Raw genomic sequence first — 15,322 nt, 5'->3', positions numbered from 1 at the left:
GCCCATATGAGCAAGGCCGAGACGTGATACATGATCAAAGCGATCAAGGTAACCGGGGGCAACCTCAACTGGGAATCCTGGGAAGGGCCGGGAGAGCCGCCGGAGGACCACGTTGAAATTGAGGTTGTCTGGACAGCCATCAACCGTGCCGACCTGATGCAGCGGGCGGGTGTCTACCCACCGCCGCCGGGCGCGTCCGACATTCTGGGGCTGGAAGTCAGCGGGCGCATTGCCTCGGTGGGATCAGGGGTAACCCGTTTCAAGCCTGGTGACGAAGTCTGCGCCTTGCTCACGGGCGGCGGTTACGCGACCCATGTTGTCGTGCCCGAAGTTCAGGTTTTGCCTATCCCCAAGGGTTTGTCACTCGAGAAAGCAGCGGCCATTCCCGAGGTGCTCGCCACGGCCTGGCTGAACCTTTACCACGAAGCGGCACTGAAACCGGGCGAACGGGTGCTTCTGCACGCAGGCGGAAGCGGTCTCGGCACCGCTGTCATTCAGTTGGCAACGGCCTTCGGTAACCCGGTCTTCGCCACTGCCGGTGACAAAGTCAAGCTGGAGGTTTGTCGGAAGCTGGGGGCCAGCGGTGTCTGGAACCGGAATGACGGTTCCTTTGTGGAGGCCGTTACAGCCTGGGGCGGAGTCGATATGGTTCTGGACCCGGTTGGTGGCAGCTACATTGCCGAAGACCAGCGGGTTCTGAATGTCGATGGCCGGATTGTACTGATCGGGCTGATGGGCGGCCGGATGGCCGAGGTGGATCTGGGCATCATGCTGGTCAAACGCCAGCGTATTATCGGTTCCACACTCCGCTCCCGAACGGTCGAGGATAAGGGTGAGGTCATGCAGGCGCTCTACCGGCATGTCTGGCCGCTGCTGGCCGCCAGCCAGATTGAGCCATTGATCGATAGCACCTGGCCGATCGAACAGTTGGAAGACGCGATGGCCTATGTGGCCGAGAATAGGAATACCGGCAAGGTGCTCCTGAAGATTGCCGACTGAGCAGGCAGCCTGTCGCGCCTTCCTGGATTCGTTAGTTTGCGATATGAACCAGCTGCTTGCCGAAGTTCTGGCCCTTGAGCATGCCCTTGAAGGCGTCAACGGCATTTTCCAGGCCTTCGGCAACAGTTTCCCGGTATTTCAGTTCACCGGAAGCGACCCGTGAGGCCAGAATGTCGGTGATCTCCTGGTGCTGGTCCTGCCATTCGGTCACCAGGAAAAACCGGTGTTCGGGTACTGGGTCCAGTGCCTTGAGGACGTGAAACGGGGTTTCCACGCTGGCCATATCCGTCGCATTGTAGGCGGATACGAAACCGCAGATGGGCACCCGGGCGCCCGTGTTCAACAGCGGTGCCACGGCGCGCGTCACGGCACCACCCACGTTTTCAAAGTAGATATCGATGCCGTCAGGGCAGGCCGCTTTCAGGTCTGCTTCCAGATTGCCGGCCTTGTAATCCACACAGGCGTCGAAACCCAGCTCATTGACCACGTAATTGCACTTTTCGGGGCCGCCGGCAACGCCAACAACCCGGCAGCCCTCTGATTTGGCAGTCTGGCCAACGACGGTTCCTACAGGCCCGGAAGCGGCAGAGACAACCACGGTTTCGCCGGCTTTCGGCTTACCCACGTACATCAGGCCGCAGTACCCCGTGCGCCCAGGCATACCGGCAACGCCGAGATAGGCTTGCAGGGGTACGTTGTCTCGCTGCTGAATCTTGTACACCATCGGCGCATCGCCCGGGAAGGTAACGTATTCCTGCCAACCGGAATAACAAGTGACCAGATCACCGACCTTCAGGGCGTCCGAGCGGGATTCCACCACCCGGGCAACGCTCTCGCCGACAATTGGCTCGTCGATGCCGATAGGGTCCATGTAACCTTTGGCATCGTTCATACGAGGGCGCATGTAAGGATCCAGCGACAGCCAGAGCACCTGTGCGACCACCTCACCCTCATTGGGGGAGCGAACGGGGCGCTCTTCCAACACCAGATCGCCTTGTTGAATTTCACCCTGGGGGCGCTGTTTGAGTACAACGGCTCGGTTCCTGTATTCGCTCACTTGTTCTCTCCGGTTGCATAATGAAACCAGATTAGGGTGCAGCAGAATGGATTTCCGGTCAACCTCTCATCATGCCAACACAAGACTGGCCCCGGGGTTTCATTCTACGGCTTGATGGCTATAATCGGAGGCCTGCTCAGGACGAGCTTAAAAACCGATTGCTCTTCAAGGAATGAAGATATGCCCCAGGCAAGTGGATTGCAGTTTACCGCCCGTGTTGGCGGACTCCCCTCAGATTTATTTTCAGTGGTTGGCTTTAAACTGACCGAGCGCCTGTCCGAGGTGTTTCAGGGTCACCTTGAGCTGGCCAGCACCGACCCCTCCATTCAGGCTGCAGAGATTCTGGAGCAACCAGTAGATCTCGTTATCTGGCAGGACAGCATGCCTCTTCGGCGGTTTACCGGGGTGGTCAACGAATTCGTCCGAGGCGATGCCGGCCACCGGCGTACCCGCTATGAACTGATTATCCAGCCGCCGCTCTGGCGTCTTGGACTGATGCACAACAGCCGGATTTTCCAAACCCAGGGCACCGACACCATTGTGCGCACTCTCCTGGAAGAGCGCGGCATTATCGATTCGATCTTCGATCTGAAGCGCACGCCGGAGCAACGGGAATACTGTGTTCAGCACCGGGAAAGCGACCTGGCCTTTCTCGAACGCCTCGCGGCTGAAGAGGGTTGGCATTACCGCTATGAACAGGGGAGCGTGGACGGGGACACCCAGTCGGCGCTTATAATCGCCGACCATCATGGCGATGCTCCGAAACTGGAGCCGGCAGCATACAACGCCAAAGCAGGCGGCAGCACCCAGCGCCCGGCGGTGTATCGGTTCCGGTATGAAGAACGGGTGCGGGTGGCCTCTGTGGCAATGAAGGATTACACCTTCAGAAATCCCGCCTATGCCCTGATGCATGAGCATGCTTCTGGCGATCTGAAGCACCGGGAAGACTACCAGCACTACGACTACCCCGGCCGCTTCAAGGCCGACGCCAGTGGCCAGCCTTTTACCGAAGCCAGACTGCAATCCCTTCGCAATGACGCCAGCACCGCCTCCGGCGAGAGCAACCGCCCGGATTTCAGCCCCGGCGCGAAAGTGGAACTGACCGAGCACGATAGTGACAATCTCAATCGGGAGTGGCTGCTAACGTCTATCATCCACACCGGAACGCAGCCCCAGGCTCTGGAAGAGGAAGGCGGCAGCGAACCCACCACGTACCACAACCAGTTCAAGGCCATACCTGCAGATCTGACCTGGTGCCCGCAGACGCCACACCGCCCCCTGATGGACGGCCCACAAATCGCGATTGTCACCGGCCAGGAAGGCGAGGAGATTCACTGCGATGAACATGGGCGGGTAAAAGTCCGGTTCCCGTGGGATCGCTACTCGAAAAATAACGAACACAGCAGCGCCTGGCTGAGAGTCAGCCAGGGTTGGGCCGGCGGCCAGTATGGTTTTATGGCGCTACCGAGGATCGGCCACGAAGTGATTGTCTCCTTCCTGGACGGTGACCCGGACCAGCCGATCATCACCGGCCGAACCCATCACGTGACCAACACGCCACCCTATGGGCTGCCCGAGCACAAAACCCGCACCACCCTGAAAACGAAAACCCACAAGGGCGAGGGCAGTAACGAACTGCGGTTTGAGGACGAGGCCGATCAGGAACAGATCTACGTACACGCCCAGAAAGATCTGGACCTGCTTACCGAGAACAACCGCACGGAGGTGATTCGGAACTACAGTCATCGCACTGTGGAAAACCACGATTTCAGTCATGTGAAAGGCAACGAGCATCGCACAGTCGATGGCGAACAGCGGGAATCCATCGGAGGCGATTGCAGCCAGAACATAGGCGGCACATTCCACCAGAAATCCTCCCAGGGAACATTTAGCGAAGCGGGCACTGAAGTACACCACAAGGCGGGAACCAAAGTGGTGCTGGATGCCGGCGCTGAAATCACCATTTCGGCGGGTGGCAGTTTTTTGAAACTGGACCCAAGCGGCGTGACGCTATCCGGGCCTGGCATCAAGATCAATTCTGGTGGTTCGCCAGGCAGCGGTTCTGGACAGAGCGTGGTGATGGCGCAAATGCCAAGGGTTATTGAGGGTGATCAGCCCCACGAGCCCGAGCAGGAGGCACTGGCGGAAGTTGAACAACGGAAGAACGCTCCGGCCATCAATGTAGAATCCCAAGTTGCGGCACTCAGGAAGGGGAATGCAACCTGCCCGGTTTGTGAGGAGCAAAACTCATGAATCAGGATTCCTGGTCGTTGCGGGAGTCGCCCTTTACCCATGTTCCCTGGCCTGGCCATCAACCTGTTGGGCTTGTCCTGGATGGTGTTGCTATCCCCGAACTCGGTGAGCAAATCTACCAGTGGGCCGGCGGACAAACCATTAATGCAGAGTGCCTGTACGTTGCAACCCGCTGGGAGGCGGTTTCGGACTTGTCCCCCTGGCTTGTATGGCTCAGTGGGCCAGAAGACCCGGTGCTGGAAGGGTTCCTGGAGCAGGGGCCCAGGCAAGAGCAGGGTTACCTGCTGATTTCGGCCACAGACCATGCTAGCTGTGCCTGTTGGATGCGCTCCCACCTGCAGGTAGAAGTGGCGCCGGGCTGTGAAGAACTGGTGCGGATTGCCCATCCGGCACTGGCCGCCACGGTGATCGGGGGCAATTTGCCGCGTTTCCCCACCAGGGCCGTGGACCGGTTGATTGTTCCGGATTGTATCAGCGAGCAGTGGCACCTTGTCGAGCCCCCGGCTGTTCAGTCTGGCGACATAGGTGACCAACCCGAAAAAATGATGGCCTCGCGGGACTTGAAGGGCGCTTTCGATGCCTTCAATCGGCGCAAAGGCGCACTGCACATATGGAACAACCTGCATGAGTCGGTGCGCAACCAGTTGGGTGGTCCTGATTTGAGGGATGCCTACCCGGCACTCGGCAGAATACTGGAAGAGGCCCTTGGCAACGGATGCAACAACTTGCGGGAGGTTATGCAATTCCTGTTCGTAACCTTGCCACCACAAGCCGATAGCAATGCCGTGACGGAAACGGCGCCTCCATTGAATCAAGGATGAACAATGACACGGATACAACGCCCCACTGACGACCGGGCAAGCAACGATCTTTTGTGCTGGGAACAACCAGGCACCCCCATTGATGAACCCGCTTCATGCCCGCTGCTGAGAACCGTGAACCTGCTGCCTATTCGGTACGGCAGGGTAGAAGTTGCGCCCGCCGATACAGACCCGGGGTACCCCTACTCACTGACCTCCCGCCCGCTTGGCTACCGCCTTCTTAGGTATGGCTATCTTTATGTATTGGACGCAGATACCGGGGAGCTCCACGAGTACCTGCATGAAAATGGTGAACTGACGGGCCACAACGGTGGCAAGCTGGAATACCCGAAGCAGCACACCCTCTACGTTTGCTTCGCCGATGTGCCCCTCACCGAACGCAAGAAAGCTCAGATACTTGACAGCCAGGAGGAGCGTGCGCACTTCATGCAGGAAATCGACCTGGCCAGTGCCTCGCCGGTCAGCGGCGGTGAGCACCTGCTGACGCCTGAACAGGCCAAACAATGGGTGGCTGAATTTGGCGAAGACTATACGCCGGATGCCCCCGAAAACGGCCACGCCCAGGAAAGCGAGCCCTATCACTGGGAGAATCAGCCCTATTACCACAAGAGCCGATTTGGCAAGTTGATCAAGCAGCAGGCCGTGGAAGACCCGGACAATTGCCTGTGCCTGGTGCTGAGGGACGACGTGGGCGTGATGCTGGACCTGGCTCAGCAGCAGGATGATGTGGTGGGCTGGATCGGCGACTGGGCGGAAGGTGGTGACGAGCCGGGGCACACCGAGCGGGACTATATGCTGGGTGCTTGGATAGAGTCCATGACACTGATCAACGATCACGCTCTGGAGACGGCTGGCGAAAGACCGGGAGGCGAACCTTTCCAGTCGCTGTACGAGAGTACCGACGATGCACAACGCCAGTCCATCTACGACTACCTGGAGGTGCGAAGGGATTACCGTGGCCCGCAACCGATGGGCCCCGAAACCTACCTGCGCGAGCACCACGGGGATAATCCCCTGGTCCGGGCACAATTGGCCATGATTGATGCCCTGGGGCAGGCGAACTACGATCAGCACCGGGACACCATCAATCAGCTCAACCTGCAGAACTATTACCAGCTTAACGGGGCCAAACTGGGCCAGCGCGGCATCAATGAACTGATCGACCGCCCCCGTATGGATGCCTTCATGGCGGCGCAGCGGGCCAAGCTGGCACGGTGGCAAGGGTTGCTGGCGGACATCACCGATGACCGGGCCACCCTGTTGTGTGATTCCCGCTTCCACCAGGCCGCCTGGTATTTCGACGTGGCGGATGAGAAGCAACTGGAGGCGGCCCTGGACCTGAACTATGCCTGCGTGAAGGATCTTTGCCGCACCGACGAGGCGGCGGAAAAGGTACTGGCCTGGCTGGAGGAGAATCCCCAGTACAGTCACCCCTTGTTCCACACCTTGCCCAAGGCCGCCCAGGCGCCGGATGCAGAGCCATCGACCACCTACTTTGGTATCGCAGGGGCCGGCTACAGCCTGGTGACCAGGGCCGCCGAGTGGGCGCGGCGCCTGGCCGAGGCGGAGGCCGGACACCTGCCGGACCTTGAGTTACGCTCCCATGAAATCCAGGCAAAGGCAGCCGCCATTGGCGACACCCTGGCACCGGCGGTGTCAAAAGGTATCGCCCGGGCTATGGAACAGCTTTACCAAGGCATTGAGGCAAACCGGATACCGCCCCTGGACGACCTGTTCCGGGACCTGCCGTATTTTTTCAAGGGCAAGATGCTCAAGGTCATCCAAGCCGGTGAGGTAGAGTTCCGCGTTGCCTCGGAACCGGAGCTGGCCACCTTCCGCCAGAACCTGGAACAACTGCTGTCGCTGAACGAGCGGCTGGAATCCCTGGCCCACGACCACGACGTGGCCAAGGCCACCCACGGCCACAAATCCGAGCGGGCGCAAAGCATCGTCAACGAGTTCAAGGCCACCCGGGAGGAACAGCGGGCCCTGGGCCGGCGTCTGGCCGGCGCCCTCAGCCCGGTGGAGGAAACCAATACCGGCCTGCGGCTCGAGCCCGCAACCACGGGCAGGGCGGGTATCTCCCTGCTGCTGCCTGCCGCGGGCCAGCAGCAGATGGGCACACTGATGGGGCACCTCCGCCAGGGCCTGACCTCTGCGCCACGGGTGAACCTGCTGGGGGATGGGCTGGGTGTGATGGTGTTTGCGGCGCAGTTGGTGAACTTTTTTCACGCTGTTTCCGAAGTTAAAGCTCAGTCACCAGACGCCAGGAGCTATGGCAAACTTATCGAAAGTCTGTCTGCTACATCCGGCGCCGGTTTCCTGGCCGCCCAAAGCCTGGCGGACACCGCTCTGTCCTCCAGGGCCCAGACCCTGGCAAACTCTTGGCAGCGCAGCGCCGTGCAGTCGGTCCATATCCAGATGGGCCGCTTGCATGTTGGGTTGGGAATATTTGCATACGGCGCGGGTGCTATCAGCGCCGCCATCGGCACCTACAAGCATGCCAGCAACTGGCTGGAAGCCGTACGGACCGGTAATGCGCAGGCGCAATTGGGGGCGACCCTTGGCATGGTGGGCAGCGGCGGGCTGACGGCGACAAATCTATATGGCCTAAACCAGACACGAATAGCTGCGATGGAGGTATGGCGAGCCGCCGACAAGGCAGGTGCCTGGGCCACCGCAGGCACCCGTCTGTCCAGCCTGTTCGTCCGCCTGAACATTGCCGGGCTGGCGTTTACCATGCTCGAGCTGGGGGGCACCTGGCTGTACAACCGCTACAATTTGAGCGAGCGGGATCAGTGGCTGCAGACCACCCCCTGGTCGCGGGAACCCGGCCAGATCCACAACGGATCGCTGGAGGAGTACGAGCAGGCCTTCGCCCAGCTCGGCAACAGCCTGTCCCTGGAGAAGGTCCCGGCGGAAGAGCAAGACGGTAAGGACCAACTGGTGCTGAACTGCCATGCTCTGACGGCGGCGGGGTTGATAGAGCCCCTGGACCAGCCGGCGCCCCGGCGAGTGTGGCTCAGTGCCTGGCGCATCCGGCCAGAACGCTCGGGCTGGTTCCGTGACACCCCGGAAACCTGGGTGCGCTGTTCCCATGATATCCTGACGAGCCTGGCCATCCGGGAAGGGGGCGGGCATCTGCAACTGGCGTTCTCGCCCCCGGACCACAGCAAGAGCGATCCGTATCCCGAAACCCGTGACCTGGCGCTGATGGTCCGGCTGGACACCCACCATTCGGAGGACCGCTACACCCAGGAGGTGTACATGCTCAAGGTAACGCCTGACAGTGACTGGCCGGTGACGCCTGTCCAGGAACCTCCCCAGGATAACGAAGGCAGGACCTTCTGGTACCAGGTACGCAATCCCTTTATGGAACTGGATATCTTCGAATGACACAGGAAACGCCCAAGGCGGATATAGCGAACGCCCCCAGGGCCGGGCGAAGTGACAAGTTCCCCAGCGGAACGGTGACGTACCTGTCACCGTTGCCCCTGCCCACTGGTTTGCCGCCCACGGACCACGGGCACGCAGTGGGTGAGGTGAACGAACGCTATCTGGACTTCGGGGTGGGGTTGCCTTCGGTGTTTGGCTGGCAGGTGACTCTTGGCGGCCCTTTTGGCTTATTCGTTATGGTGGCCATGGTTTTTCCGGCGATTGCCTTTTTAATGCTTTACTGGCTCGGCAATGGTCTGCCCGATGCCATTCATGCTTTTTGGGGAGTGATAGAGATCAGCTTCTGGATTGGCTTTTGGGGAGGGGGAGGTTTAATGCTTTGGTGGCTAGTTGCGTCCGTAATAGAACTCAAGAAAAAATCCCAGGTCATCCCCACCCGCTTCAACCGCCAGCGCCGCGAGGTGTGCTTCGTGCCCAATGGTCACCGGGAGCCCATTTTCGTACCCTGGGAGGAACTGGTGGCCTGGGTGACCGAGGCCCAGGGGGTGACCGAGTACGGTGTACAGCGCCAGTACGGCTTCGGTGTAGGCTTTCTCCACCCACAAACCGGCGAGAAGTACAGCTTGGAATTCCAGACTTACGGTTTGCCCCAGGCCATCAGCAACTGGGAGGCCATCCGGGCCTACATGGAGTACGAAGTCCACACCCTGAAAGAGATCCAGGATCCATTGGAACTTCAGGGCCCGGATGATCCGCCCTGGGAGGGCGTCCATGTTTTCCGCAATGCCCGCAAACGTCTTCATGAGGAATACCGGGAAGGCAAACGGGGAGTGCACTACCTGACCGGCTGGTACCTGTACCACCTGATGACCTTTTGGACCCTGCCCAACCGACTGGTGGAGTGGGAAGTCAGGAAGATCAAACGCATGACCCGAAAAACGCTGCCCAGGGACATGGCGGAGTGGTCTGAACCGTTATCTGAGAGCGAGTGGGCCAAGCCCAGCGAGACCTTCAAGCGCTTAAGCCAGAAGGTTCTTGAGAAGCAAAAGGCCCGTCCGGGGCGGTTGCCCTATGAAGTCTTTGCGGAAGTGTATGCCGAGGAGGACCGTCTGCCGCTGGCATCAACCAATTGATGAAGTAGTAAAGCCATTTCAAGGAGGAAATGATGACAAACATTGTAAACGCAAACCGCACAGGCTTTATGGCGTCATTCAGCTGTCACAAGCCGAGCTTGATCAGCTTGGAAGATCGGAAACCCTAGTCTGCAGTCAATGCCAGACGATGGACGGTCTCTCATGAACTCAAAAAGTACTCAGTTCGAACAGCCTCTACACGCGGGGCGTTCCGAGCCTTTCCCGAGTGGCCGGCTGACTCTTTTATCCCCCAAACCCCTGCCAACCGGCCTGCCGCCGGTGGATCATGGCCATGCGGTGGGGGAAGTGAATGACGGATACCTGGACTTTTTGGGCAGGGGCGACATCGGTGTTCGGTTGGCAAATGACGTTAGGTGGCTCTTTGGGCTTGTTCACACTCTCCCTTCCGTGCTGGCAGGCTTATTCCAAATTAAAGAACGTAACGCCCGCCCGTTTAACCGCCAACGCCGCGAGGTGTGTTTCGTGCCGGAGGGGCAGAAAGAGCCGATCATCGTTCCCCGGGAAATGCGGATCAGCCTCTCTAATAAGGATTTTGATGCCGCGACTGAGTATGGACTTCCCTCATTCATTCACTTGTTGCTGCTTTTTTTGTTGGTACCAGCTTGGTTGTTATTTTCATTCTGGATTATTCCCCCTTCAACCAACTGGATAATGAGCACCGGAATAAGCTTCCTCCTCAAACCCTTCGAAAACACCATTAACAAAAGACTGGATTCCACCCTTGAAGACGGCTGTAGCGAATTCAACCGCGTTGATGGTCAGGTTCGTATTGCCCTGTGTCGGGGGCGTTTTTTCGAGGCGCCTTTCGCGGAGTTTGATGCTTATGTGGAACGTGTTGTCCAGCACGGCGGTATCTTTTACCGGTTGATGCTGGTGCACCGTTACACTCAGAAAACCTTTAACAAAACAGGCTTCAGTACCATTGAGTCGGAAAAGTCAGAAGTGTTGGCGTTGTGGGATATGTTGCAACGCTACATGGATGTGACCCAGCCACTGCCGGATACACCGCGACTAGAGCCCTTCCGTCATCTGGACCCGGTAACAGCTGAGCATGACAGAAAGACCGGGCGGAACCCGAGGTATTGGCGGGACCTGGATCTTGAATCCTGGAAGGACGGGGAAGGCTGGACAGAGGTCCACCAGCGCCAGAGCAGGTTTCCTTGGGGAAGCCGAACCTGCAAGCTTACGCCGCAATTGGGCAAGATCTCGATGGAGGAGTATCGGAAGCTGCGACCGCCCGGTGCGTGGCCAATCTAAAGCCGGGTTGATGAACAAAACCTCAATTGTTGCATAATGCAACGCATGTGGTAGCCTGTTACAAGCGTTAAGCAATACCTCAGGAGGCCACCATGACAACCGCTGTCCGTCTCGACGACACTCTGGTCCGCCACGCCGCCGCAGAGGGCGCGGTTCATCGGCGTTCGACACCCAAGCAGATTGAGTACTGGGCCGAGATAGGCCGTGCCGTTGCCGGGGACGTGAGTGCGGAAGATCTGATTGCTATTCTGCAGGGTATCCGCCAGGTGCGGGTTGAACCGGTGGTGGCTGAGTCTGTTTCCAGTGATGACCTCTGGGCTGAAGTAGATCAGGCCCGGGAAAGCGGTAATCTGGGGCGCTCGATTGCCAGAGGTCGTACGGTGTATCAGGCGTCTGGAGAAAAGCCCGGCTATCTGGAGGCGATTTATCCGGATGGCACTCGGGAAGTCGGTCAGTTTCGCAACGGGCGTTTTGAAGCACTGAGTGACCGTGACAACGCAGCCTGAACTCTGGCTGCTGGTTGGCGGCAACGGTGCCGGCAAGACCACATTCTATGAGCGGTTCCTGGCCCGCCGGAAGATTCCTCTGGTGAATGCCGATAACATCGCCCGCAGTGTGTGGCCTGACGCGCCCGAGAAACACAGTTATGAGGCGGCGCTGATTGCTGAACAGGAACGGTTCCGACTGCTTAAGGAGCGCCAGAGTTTCTGTTTCGAAACTGTCTTTTCTCATTCCTCGAAGGTGGATTTTGTCGGGGCTGCCAAGGCTGCCGGATTTCGCATTCGGCTGTTTTATTTCCACCTCGAATTCGCTGCGTTGAACAAGGCTCGGGTGGCTTCCCGGGTAAGATCCGGCGGCCATCATGTGCCCGAGGCCAAGGTTGAGTCCAGAATTCCAAGGACCCTTGCCAATCTTCGCGAATGTATCGGGCTGGCGGACGAACTGCACCTCGTTGATAACTCCAGTCTCGATCAACCCTACGTGCGCATTGCGGTCTGGGAGGCGGGGCAGTGGCGTACCTGTCAGGAGGTCTTGCCTCAGTGGGCAACCGACCTTATTGATAACTGAAAGACGGCTATGGCCAGCTGTCCGGCACCACGAAAAAGCGGTTGGTTTCCTGCCAGAGGCCGCTGATGGAGTCCTCCTCGAGTTTCGCGAACAGGAGCGGGATGTTGTAGCGCTCGATGGTGTTCAATGCAGCAGTTACTGCATTGGGGGCCGGTGGCTCGCTTTGACGCCACGGGCCGATCCAGTGGGGTTTGTTCAATACCACCCAGCCGGGGAGGTCCGATGTCTCAATCTGTGAGAGATAGCGCCACTGGCCGCGCAGGTGACTGGCTGGCACGGACTCAGGAGCGATCACCTGTGTTCCTGCCGGGTAAAACAGGTACCCCGGCATGAAAATCCGGGGAATGACAGGCTCTGCGATTCCAGCGTCTGCCAGCAACGCCCGGGCCTCGGGCAACGCGGTTCTCTGGCTTTGCATGCGCAGCATCCGGTCTGTTTTCAGATCGAGCCGGTCTTTGGCATTCGGGCCATACCACAGAGTTCTCCCGCTTTGCTCCGGAACTCCCAGATAGTATTTGATGGCAATTTCGTGGTGCTCGATTCGATCTTCTGACCGATTATGCACCACGAAATCCAGCTCGCCCATGGTTCGGCCGTGGGACTGGATTTGTCGATTTTGAAGCAGAACATCCCAGCCCAGAAGGTCTTCCAGTAATACGCGGTAAAGCTGCTCGAAATAGAAGCCGAGCCGCTTCTGGGGTGTCTCTCTGAGCAGCGCAGGCGCTATTTCCGGCTTTTCATCCCAGGCCTGAAGTTGTTCTGTAATACCGTCAGGGAGATAACTGGCCGGCTCAAACGTCAGTGGTGACTGCAGCAGCTGGGGCGCCCGGCATAGCCAGGCAAGGTGCCTGATCGCCGGCGTGGTCAGTTGTCGAGTTGAGTAGGGGGTTGTTTTTGCATCCATATGGCCAGAATACCGTAAACTGTCCGCAAGGCACGATGATCAATACAGTTCTGAAGGAGGCTTCATGCAATATCTTCACACCATGATCCGGGTGAGCAACCTGGACGAGACACTCCATTTCTTTTGCGATCTGCTGGGAATGGTTGAGATCAATCGCAAGAGCAGCGACAAAGGCCGATTCACCCTGGTGTTTCTGGCTGCACCGGAAGACGAAGCCCGTGCCCGTGAAGACCGGGCGCCGATGATCGAGCTCACTTACAACTGGGATCCGGAAGAGTATACCGGCGGGCGTAATTTTGGCCATCTGGCCTACCGGGTGGGTGACATTTATGCCCTTTGTGAGCACCTCAAAGCCAATGGGGTAACGATTAACCGTCCGCCCCGTGACGGCCATATGGCCTTTATCCGCACGCCGGATAACATCTCGATTGAGCTTCTGCAGAAAGGCGAGGCGCTGCCACCGAAGGAACCCTGGGCCAGCATGGAAAACACTGGCACATGGTAAGCCCGCAGGCGGGGCGCCGCAAGGGGCTTGAGCGTGATACAATAACAACCTGAAACATAGCTTTCGCATCAGGACGATGCATTCAGAACATGGAGAAGTTTGATGGACGATTGGCAAGGATGCCTGGATCCCCAGTGCCAGACCGCTTTATTACGAGCCCGGGAAAGTGTTGAACGCCGTGGTGGCTCGGTGATTACCGTTGAAGATTACCTGCTTGCCCTGCTGGACTCCGCACCCGCTATAGCCCGCTTTCTGCGTGGCTGCGGCGTGGATATGGACGAACTCACCCGCACCATTCAGTGCGAACAACCGATCGTGACGGAAGTGGGCGGCGAAGGGCAATTATCTTCCCAATTGATGTACTGGTTCGCGGCGGCCCGGGAAACCAACGATTCGCCATGGCTCGGATGGTCTCAACTGTTGGGGGCGCTGGTTCGCCACGCGGAGCGGCTGCAGGAAAAAGCCTATGTGGCGGTTTTTGAGTTGGTCCCACGCTGGCCCGATTCGTCCGGGGAGCGGGAGCCGGCGCCGATTGATAACTTCCAGAGAGCGCCCGTGGTAGTGACGGATTCCGCATGGGTTGAGCTGGCTGAGGATGTCGCGATCGGTCTGGCGGCGTCGCCGTCAGCCATGATCTGGGTCCGTGGCGAGCGTGGAGCGGGCAAGACCGCCTGGCTGCAATCGCTGCTTCCGGTACTGGAGCAGGATTACGTTGAGTTGGATCTCAGGCGTGAAGCGGAGATCATGGCCAGTGATCTTCCGGTTCTTCCGGCGCTTTCATCGGAGGGCGGTCCGGGAGAGGAAGGGCCACGCTGGCCGGTACTGGTACTGGACAATATCTCGCCAGCGGACCTGATTGCGCTGATGGATCTTCCTGATGGGCTGGCGTCAGCGCTGGTACTTCAATGGGCAGGTCCAATACTTCTGCTGGGGCCTGAAGAGCCTCGCGAAAGCAGTGCCGCCCTGGCGCTGCAGCATCGTCTGGGCCGCACCCTCGACACCTTTGATATGCCGGTTTCAAGCGTGGTTCAGCGTCAGGCCATTCTGACAGCCCACCAGGCCGCCATCGAGAAGCAGTGGAATGTGCAGGTGCCTCGGTCGGCGATCCGGTTTGCTGCTTCTCGCCGGAGCCGGTGCGTGAGCACGCCGGGCGGAATGCTGCAGTGGCTGGAACGGGCGGCCGCCCGGCTGAACCTCGTTGCCCGCAGAGGCCCGGCCGAGGCGGTGGCCCTGGCTGGACAGGCTGATACTCTGAGGCGTCAGTCCCTGGTTGCCCTGGCGCGGAAAGAGCCGATCGACAACATCGAGGCTTCGCTTGGTGAAATTCAGCTTCATCGTGTGGCTGCAGAGGTTGCCTGGCATGAGCGTAAAGCCGCCGGCAAGCTCCGGCAGCTGAGCACTGAAGATTTGCGGCAGGAACTGGAACGCTGGGTTGCAGCGCGGCCCGGGCCGGTTCACTATGTGCGGCATTGCAATAATCAGGATGGAGATTCAGCGGGTGCAGGATCTGGAAATTTACATTCGTGATCTGGAGCCGGGGGCGGTTTCCGGGTGGCTTGAGAACCACCTTGAAGAACTGGAACTGGATGACGTTGAGGTAACAGGCGTGATCAAGGGCTTTGCCCGCTTCGAGGGCGAGAGACTGCGGATATCGCTTTATCCGGGGGCATTTGGCAAACGTTTCACCTCAGTGGTCATCGAGGGGCCAAGGGTGCCCTGGAACAGTGACCTTGACTGCGCGCGCAGTGCCTGGCGTGCCATGGATACCGAGATTCGCTGCAGTCCGGGAGACTGGAAAGAGGGCGAGCCGGTAGAGGATGAGAAATGGTGGCGTCTGGACCACCGGGGCGAGCAACAGGTCGTCTGGAACTGAAAGAGGCAGCCCTTGGGCTGCCTCTTTGTTTTCAG

General features: G+C 59.0%; 13 protein-coding genes. 11 read left to right on the top strand and 2 right to left on the bottom strand.

Annotated features, from left to right (window positions below; genetic code table 11):
• Positions 1 to 33 precede the first annotated feature (33 nt).
• Entirely contained in the window at positions 34 to 999 is a 966-nt protein-coding gene (locus KYE_RS03420; RefSeq protein ID WP_413540217.1) for an NAD(P)H-quinone oxidoreductase, read from the top strand.
• 31 nt (positions 1,000 to 1,030) lie between these two features.
• Here KYE_RS03420 and KYE_RS03415 read toward each other — a convergent pair whose 3' ends face one another.
• Positions 1,031 to 2,056, bottom strand: coding sequence for an NADP-dependent oxidoreductase (locus tag KYE_RS03415; protein ID WP_008170424.1), 1,026 nt, complete (start codon positions 2,054 to 2,056; stop codon positions 1,031 to 1,033).
• A 180-nt stretch (positions 2,057 to 2,236) separates the two neighbouring features.
• On the opposite strand from KYE_RS03415, the gene KYE_RS03410 reads away from it, so the two are divergent.
• The 7 genes from KYE_RS03410 (at position 2,237) to KYE_RS03380 (ending at position 12,005) form a co-directional block, all read left to right on the top strand.
• Complete coding sequence (locus KYE_RS03410) at positions 2,237 to 4,309, top strand: type VI secretion system Vgr family protein (protein ID WP_008170423.1); 2,073 nt, start codon at positions 2,237 to 2,239, stop codon at positions 4,307 to 4,309.
• A complete protein-coding gene (locus KYE_RS03405; RefSeq protein WP_008170421.1) occupies positions 4,306 to 5,130 on the top strand; it encodes a DUF4123 domain-containing protein in 825 nt (274 codons plus the stop codon). The genes KYE_RS03410 and KYE_RS03405 overlap by 4 nt, the downstream gene beginning before the upstream one ends.
• Positions 5,131 to 5,133: 3 nt before the next feature.
• Positions 5,134 to 8,526, top strand: a complete 3,393-nt coding sequence (locus KYE_RS03400; protein WP_008170419.1) for a toxin VasX — start codon at positions 5,134 to 5,136, stop codon at positions 8,524 to 8,526.
• On the top strand, positions 8,523 to 9,659 hold the full coding sequence (locus KYE_RS21820; protein WP_008170416.1) for a hypothetical protein: 1,137 nt from the start codon (positions 8,523 to 8,525) through the stop codon (positions 9,657 to 9,659). Before KYE_RS03400 ends, KYE_RS21820 begins: the two co-directional genes overlap by 4 nt.
• Before the next feature lie 306 nt (positions 9,660 to 9,965).
• Positions 9,966 to 10,937, top strand: coding sequence for a hypothetical protein (locus tag KYE_RS20840; protein WP_139043657.1), 972 nt, complete (start codon positions 9,966 to 9,968; stop codon positions 10,935 to 10,937).
• A gap of 92 nt (positions 10,938 to 11,029) precedes the next feature.
• The gene (locus tag KYE_RS03385) at positions 11,030 to 11,443 is read left to right on the top strand and encodes a TA system antitoxin ParD family protein (RefSeq protein ID WP_008170411.1); all 414 of its coding nucleotides are present in this window, start codon (positions 11,030 to 11,032) and stop codon (positions 11,441 to 11,443) included.
• On the top strand, positions 11,427 to 12,005 hold the full coding sequence (locus KYE_RS03380) for an AAA family ATPase (protein WP_008170409.1): 579 nt from the start codon (positions 11,427 to 11,429) through the stop codon (positions 12,003 to 12,005). The genes KYE_RS03385 and KYE_RS03380 overlap by 17 nt, the downstream gene beginning before the upstream one ends.
• Positions 12,006 to 12,012: 7 nt before the next feature.
• Here KYE_RS03380 and KYE_RS03375 read toward each other — a convergent pair whose 3' ends face one another.
• A complete protein-coding gene (locus KYE_RS03375) occupies positions 12,013 to 12,909 on the bottom strand; it encodes a DUF1853 family protein (RefSeq protein WP_008170407.1) in 897 nt (298 codons plus the stop codon).
• 64 nt (positions 12,910 to 12,973) lie between these two features.
• On the opposite strand from KYE_RS03375, the gene KYE_RS03370 reads away from it, so the two are divergent.
• The 3 genes from KYE_RS03370 to KYE_RS03360 all read left to right on the top strand — a co-directional run bounded on the left by KYE_RS03370 (position 12,974) and on the right by KYE_RS03360 (position 15,287).
• On the top strand, positions 12,974 to 13,414 hold the full coding sequence (locus tag KYE_RS03370) for a VOC family protein (protein ID WP_008170405.1): 441 nt from the start codon (positions 12,974 to 12,976) through the stop codon (positions 13,412 to 13,414).
• Positions 13,415 to 13,516: 102 nt separating this feature from the next.
• The gene (locus KYE_RS03365; RefSeq protein ID WP_008170402.1) at positions 13,517 to 14,941 is read left to right on the top strand and encodes a hypothetical protein; all 1,425 of its coding nucleotides are present in this window, start codon (positions 13,517 to 13,519) and stop codon (positions 14,939 to 14,941) included.
• Complete coding sequence (locus tag KYE_RS03360) at positions 14,913 to 15,287, top strand: hypothetical protein (RefSeq protein ID WP_008170400.1); 375 nt, start codon at positions 14,913 to 14,915, stop codon at positions 15,285 to 15,287. The genes KYE_RS03365 and KYE_RS03360 overlap by 29 nt, the downstream gene beginning before the upstream one ends.
• Positions 15,288 to 15,322 lie beyond the last annotated feature (35 nt).

It is taken from the genome of Marinobacter manganoxydans MnI7-9, assembly GCF_000235625.1.
GTDB classification, from domain to species: Bacteria; Pseudomonadota; Gammaproteobacteria; order Pseudomonadales; family Oleiphilaceae; genus Marinobacter; species Marinobacter manganoxydans.
The sequence above is the reverse complement of the archived record's forward strand: the minus strand, read 5'-3'. Positions and strand labels throughout refer to the sequence as shown.

Excerpts from the sequence above, each read along its gene's own strand:
- KYE_RS03410 (WP_008170423.1), top strand. The coding sequence starts at position 2,237 with ATGCCCCAGGCAAGTGGATTGCAGTTTACCGCCCGTGTTGGCGGACTC.
- KYE_RS03405 (WP_008170421.1), top strand. The coding sequence starts at position 4,306 with ATGAATCAGGATTCCTGGTCGTTGCGGGAGTCGCCCTTTACCCATGTT.
- KYE_RS03400 (WP_008170419.1), top strand. The coding sequence starts at position 5,134 with ATGACACGGATACAACGCCCCACTGACGACCGGGCAAGCAACGATCTT.
- KYE_RS21820 (WP_008170416.1), top strand. The coding sequence starts at position 8,523 with ATGACACAGGAAACGCCCAAGGCGGATATAGCGAACGCCCCCAGGGCC.
- KYE_RS03385 (WP_008170411.1), top strand. The coding sequence starts at position 11,030 with ATGACAACCGCTGTCCGTCTCGACGACACTCTGGTCCGCCACGCCGCC.
- KYE_RS03375 (WP_008170407.1), bottom strand. The coding sequence starts at position 12,909 with ATGGATGCAAAAACAACCCCCTACTCAACTCGACAACTGACCACGCCG.
- KYE_RS03370 (WP_008170405.1), top strand. The coding sequence starts at position 12,974 with ATGCAATATCTTCACACCATGATCCGGGTGAGCAACCTGGACGAGACA.
- KYE_RS03365 (WP_008170402.1), top strand. The coding sequence starts at position 13,517 with ATGGACGATTGGCAAGGATGCCTGGATCCCCAGTGCCAGACCGCTTTA.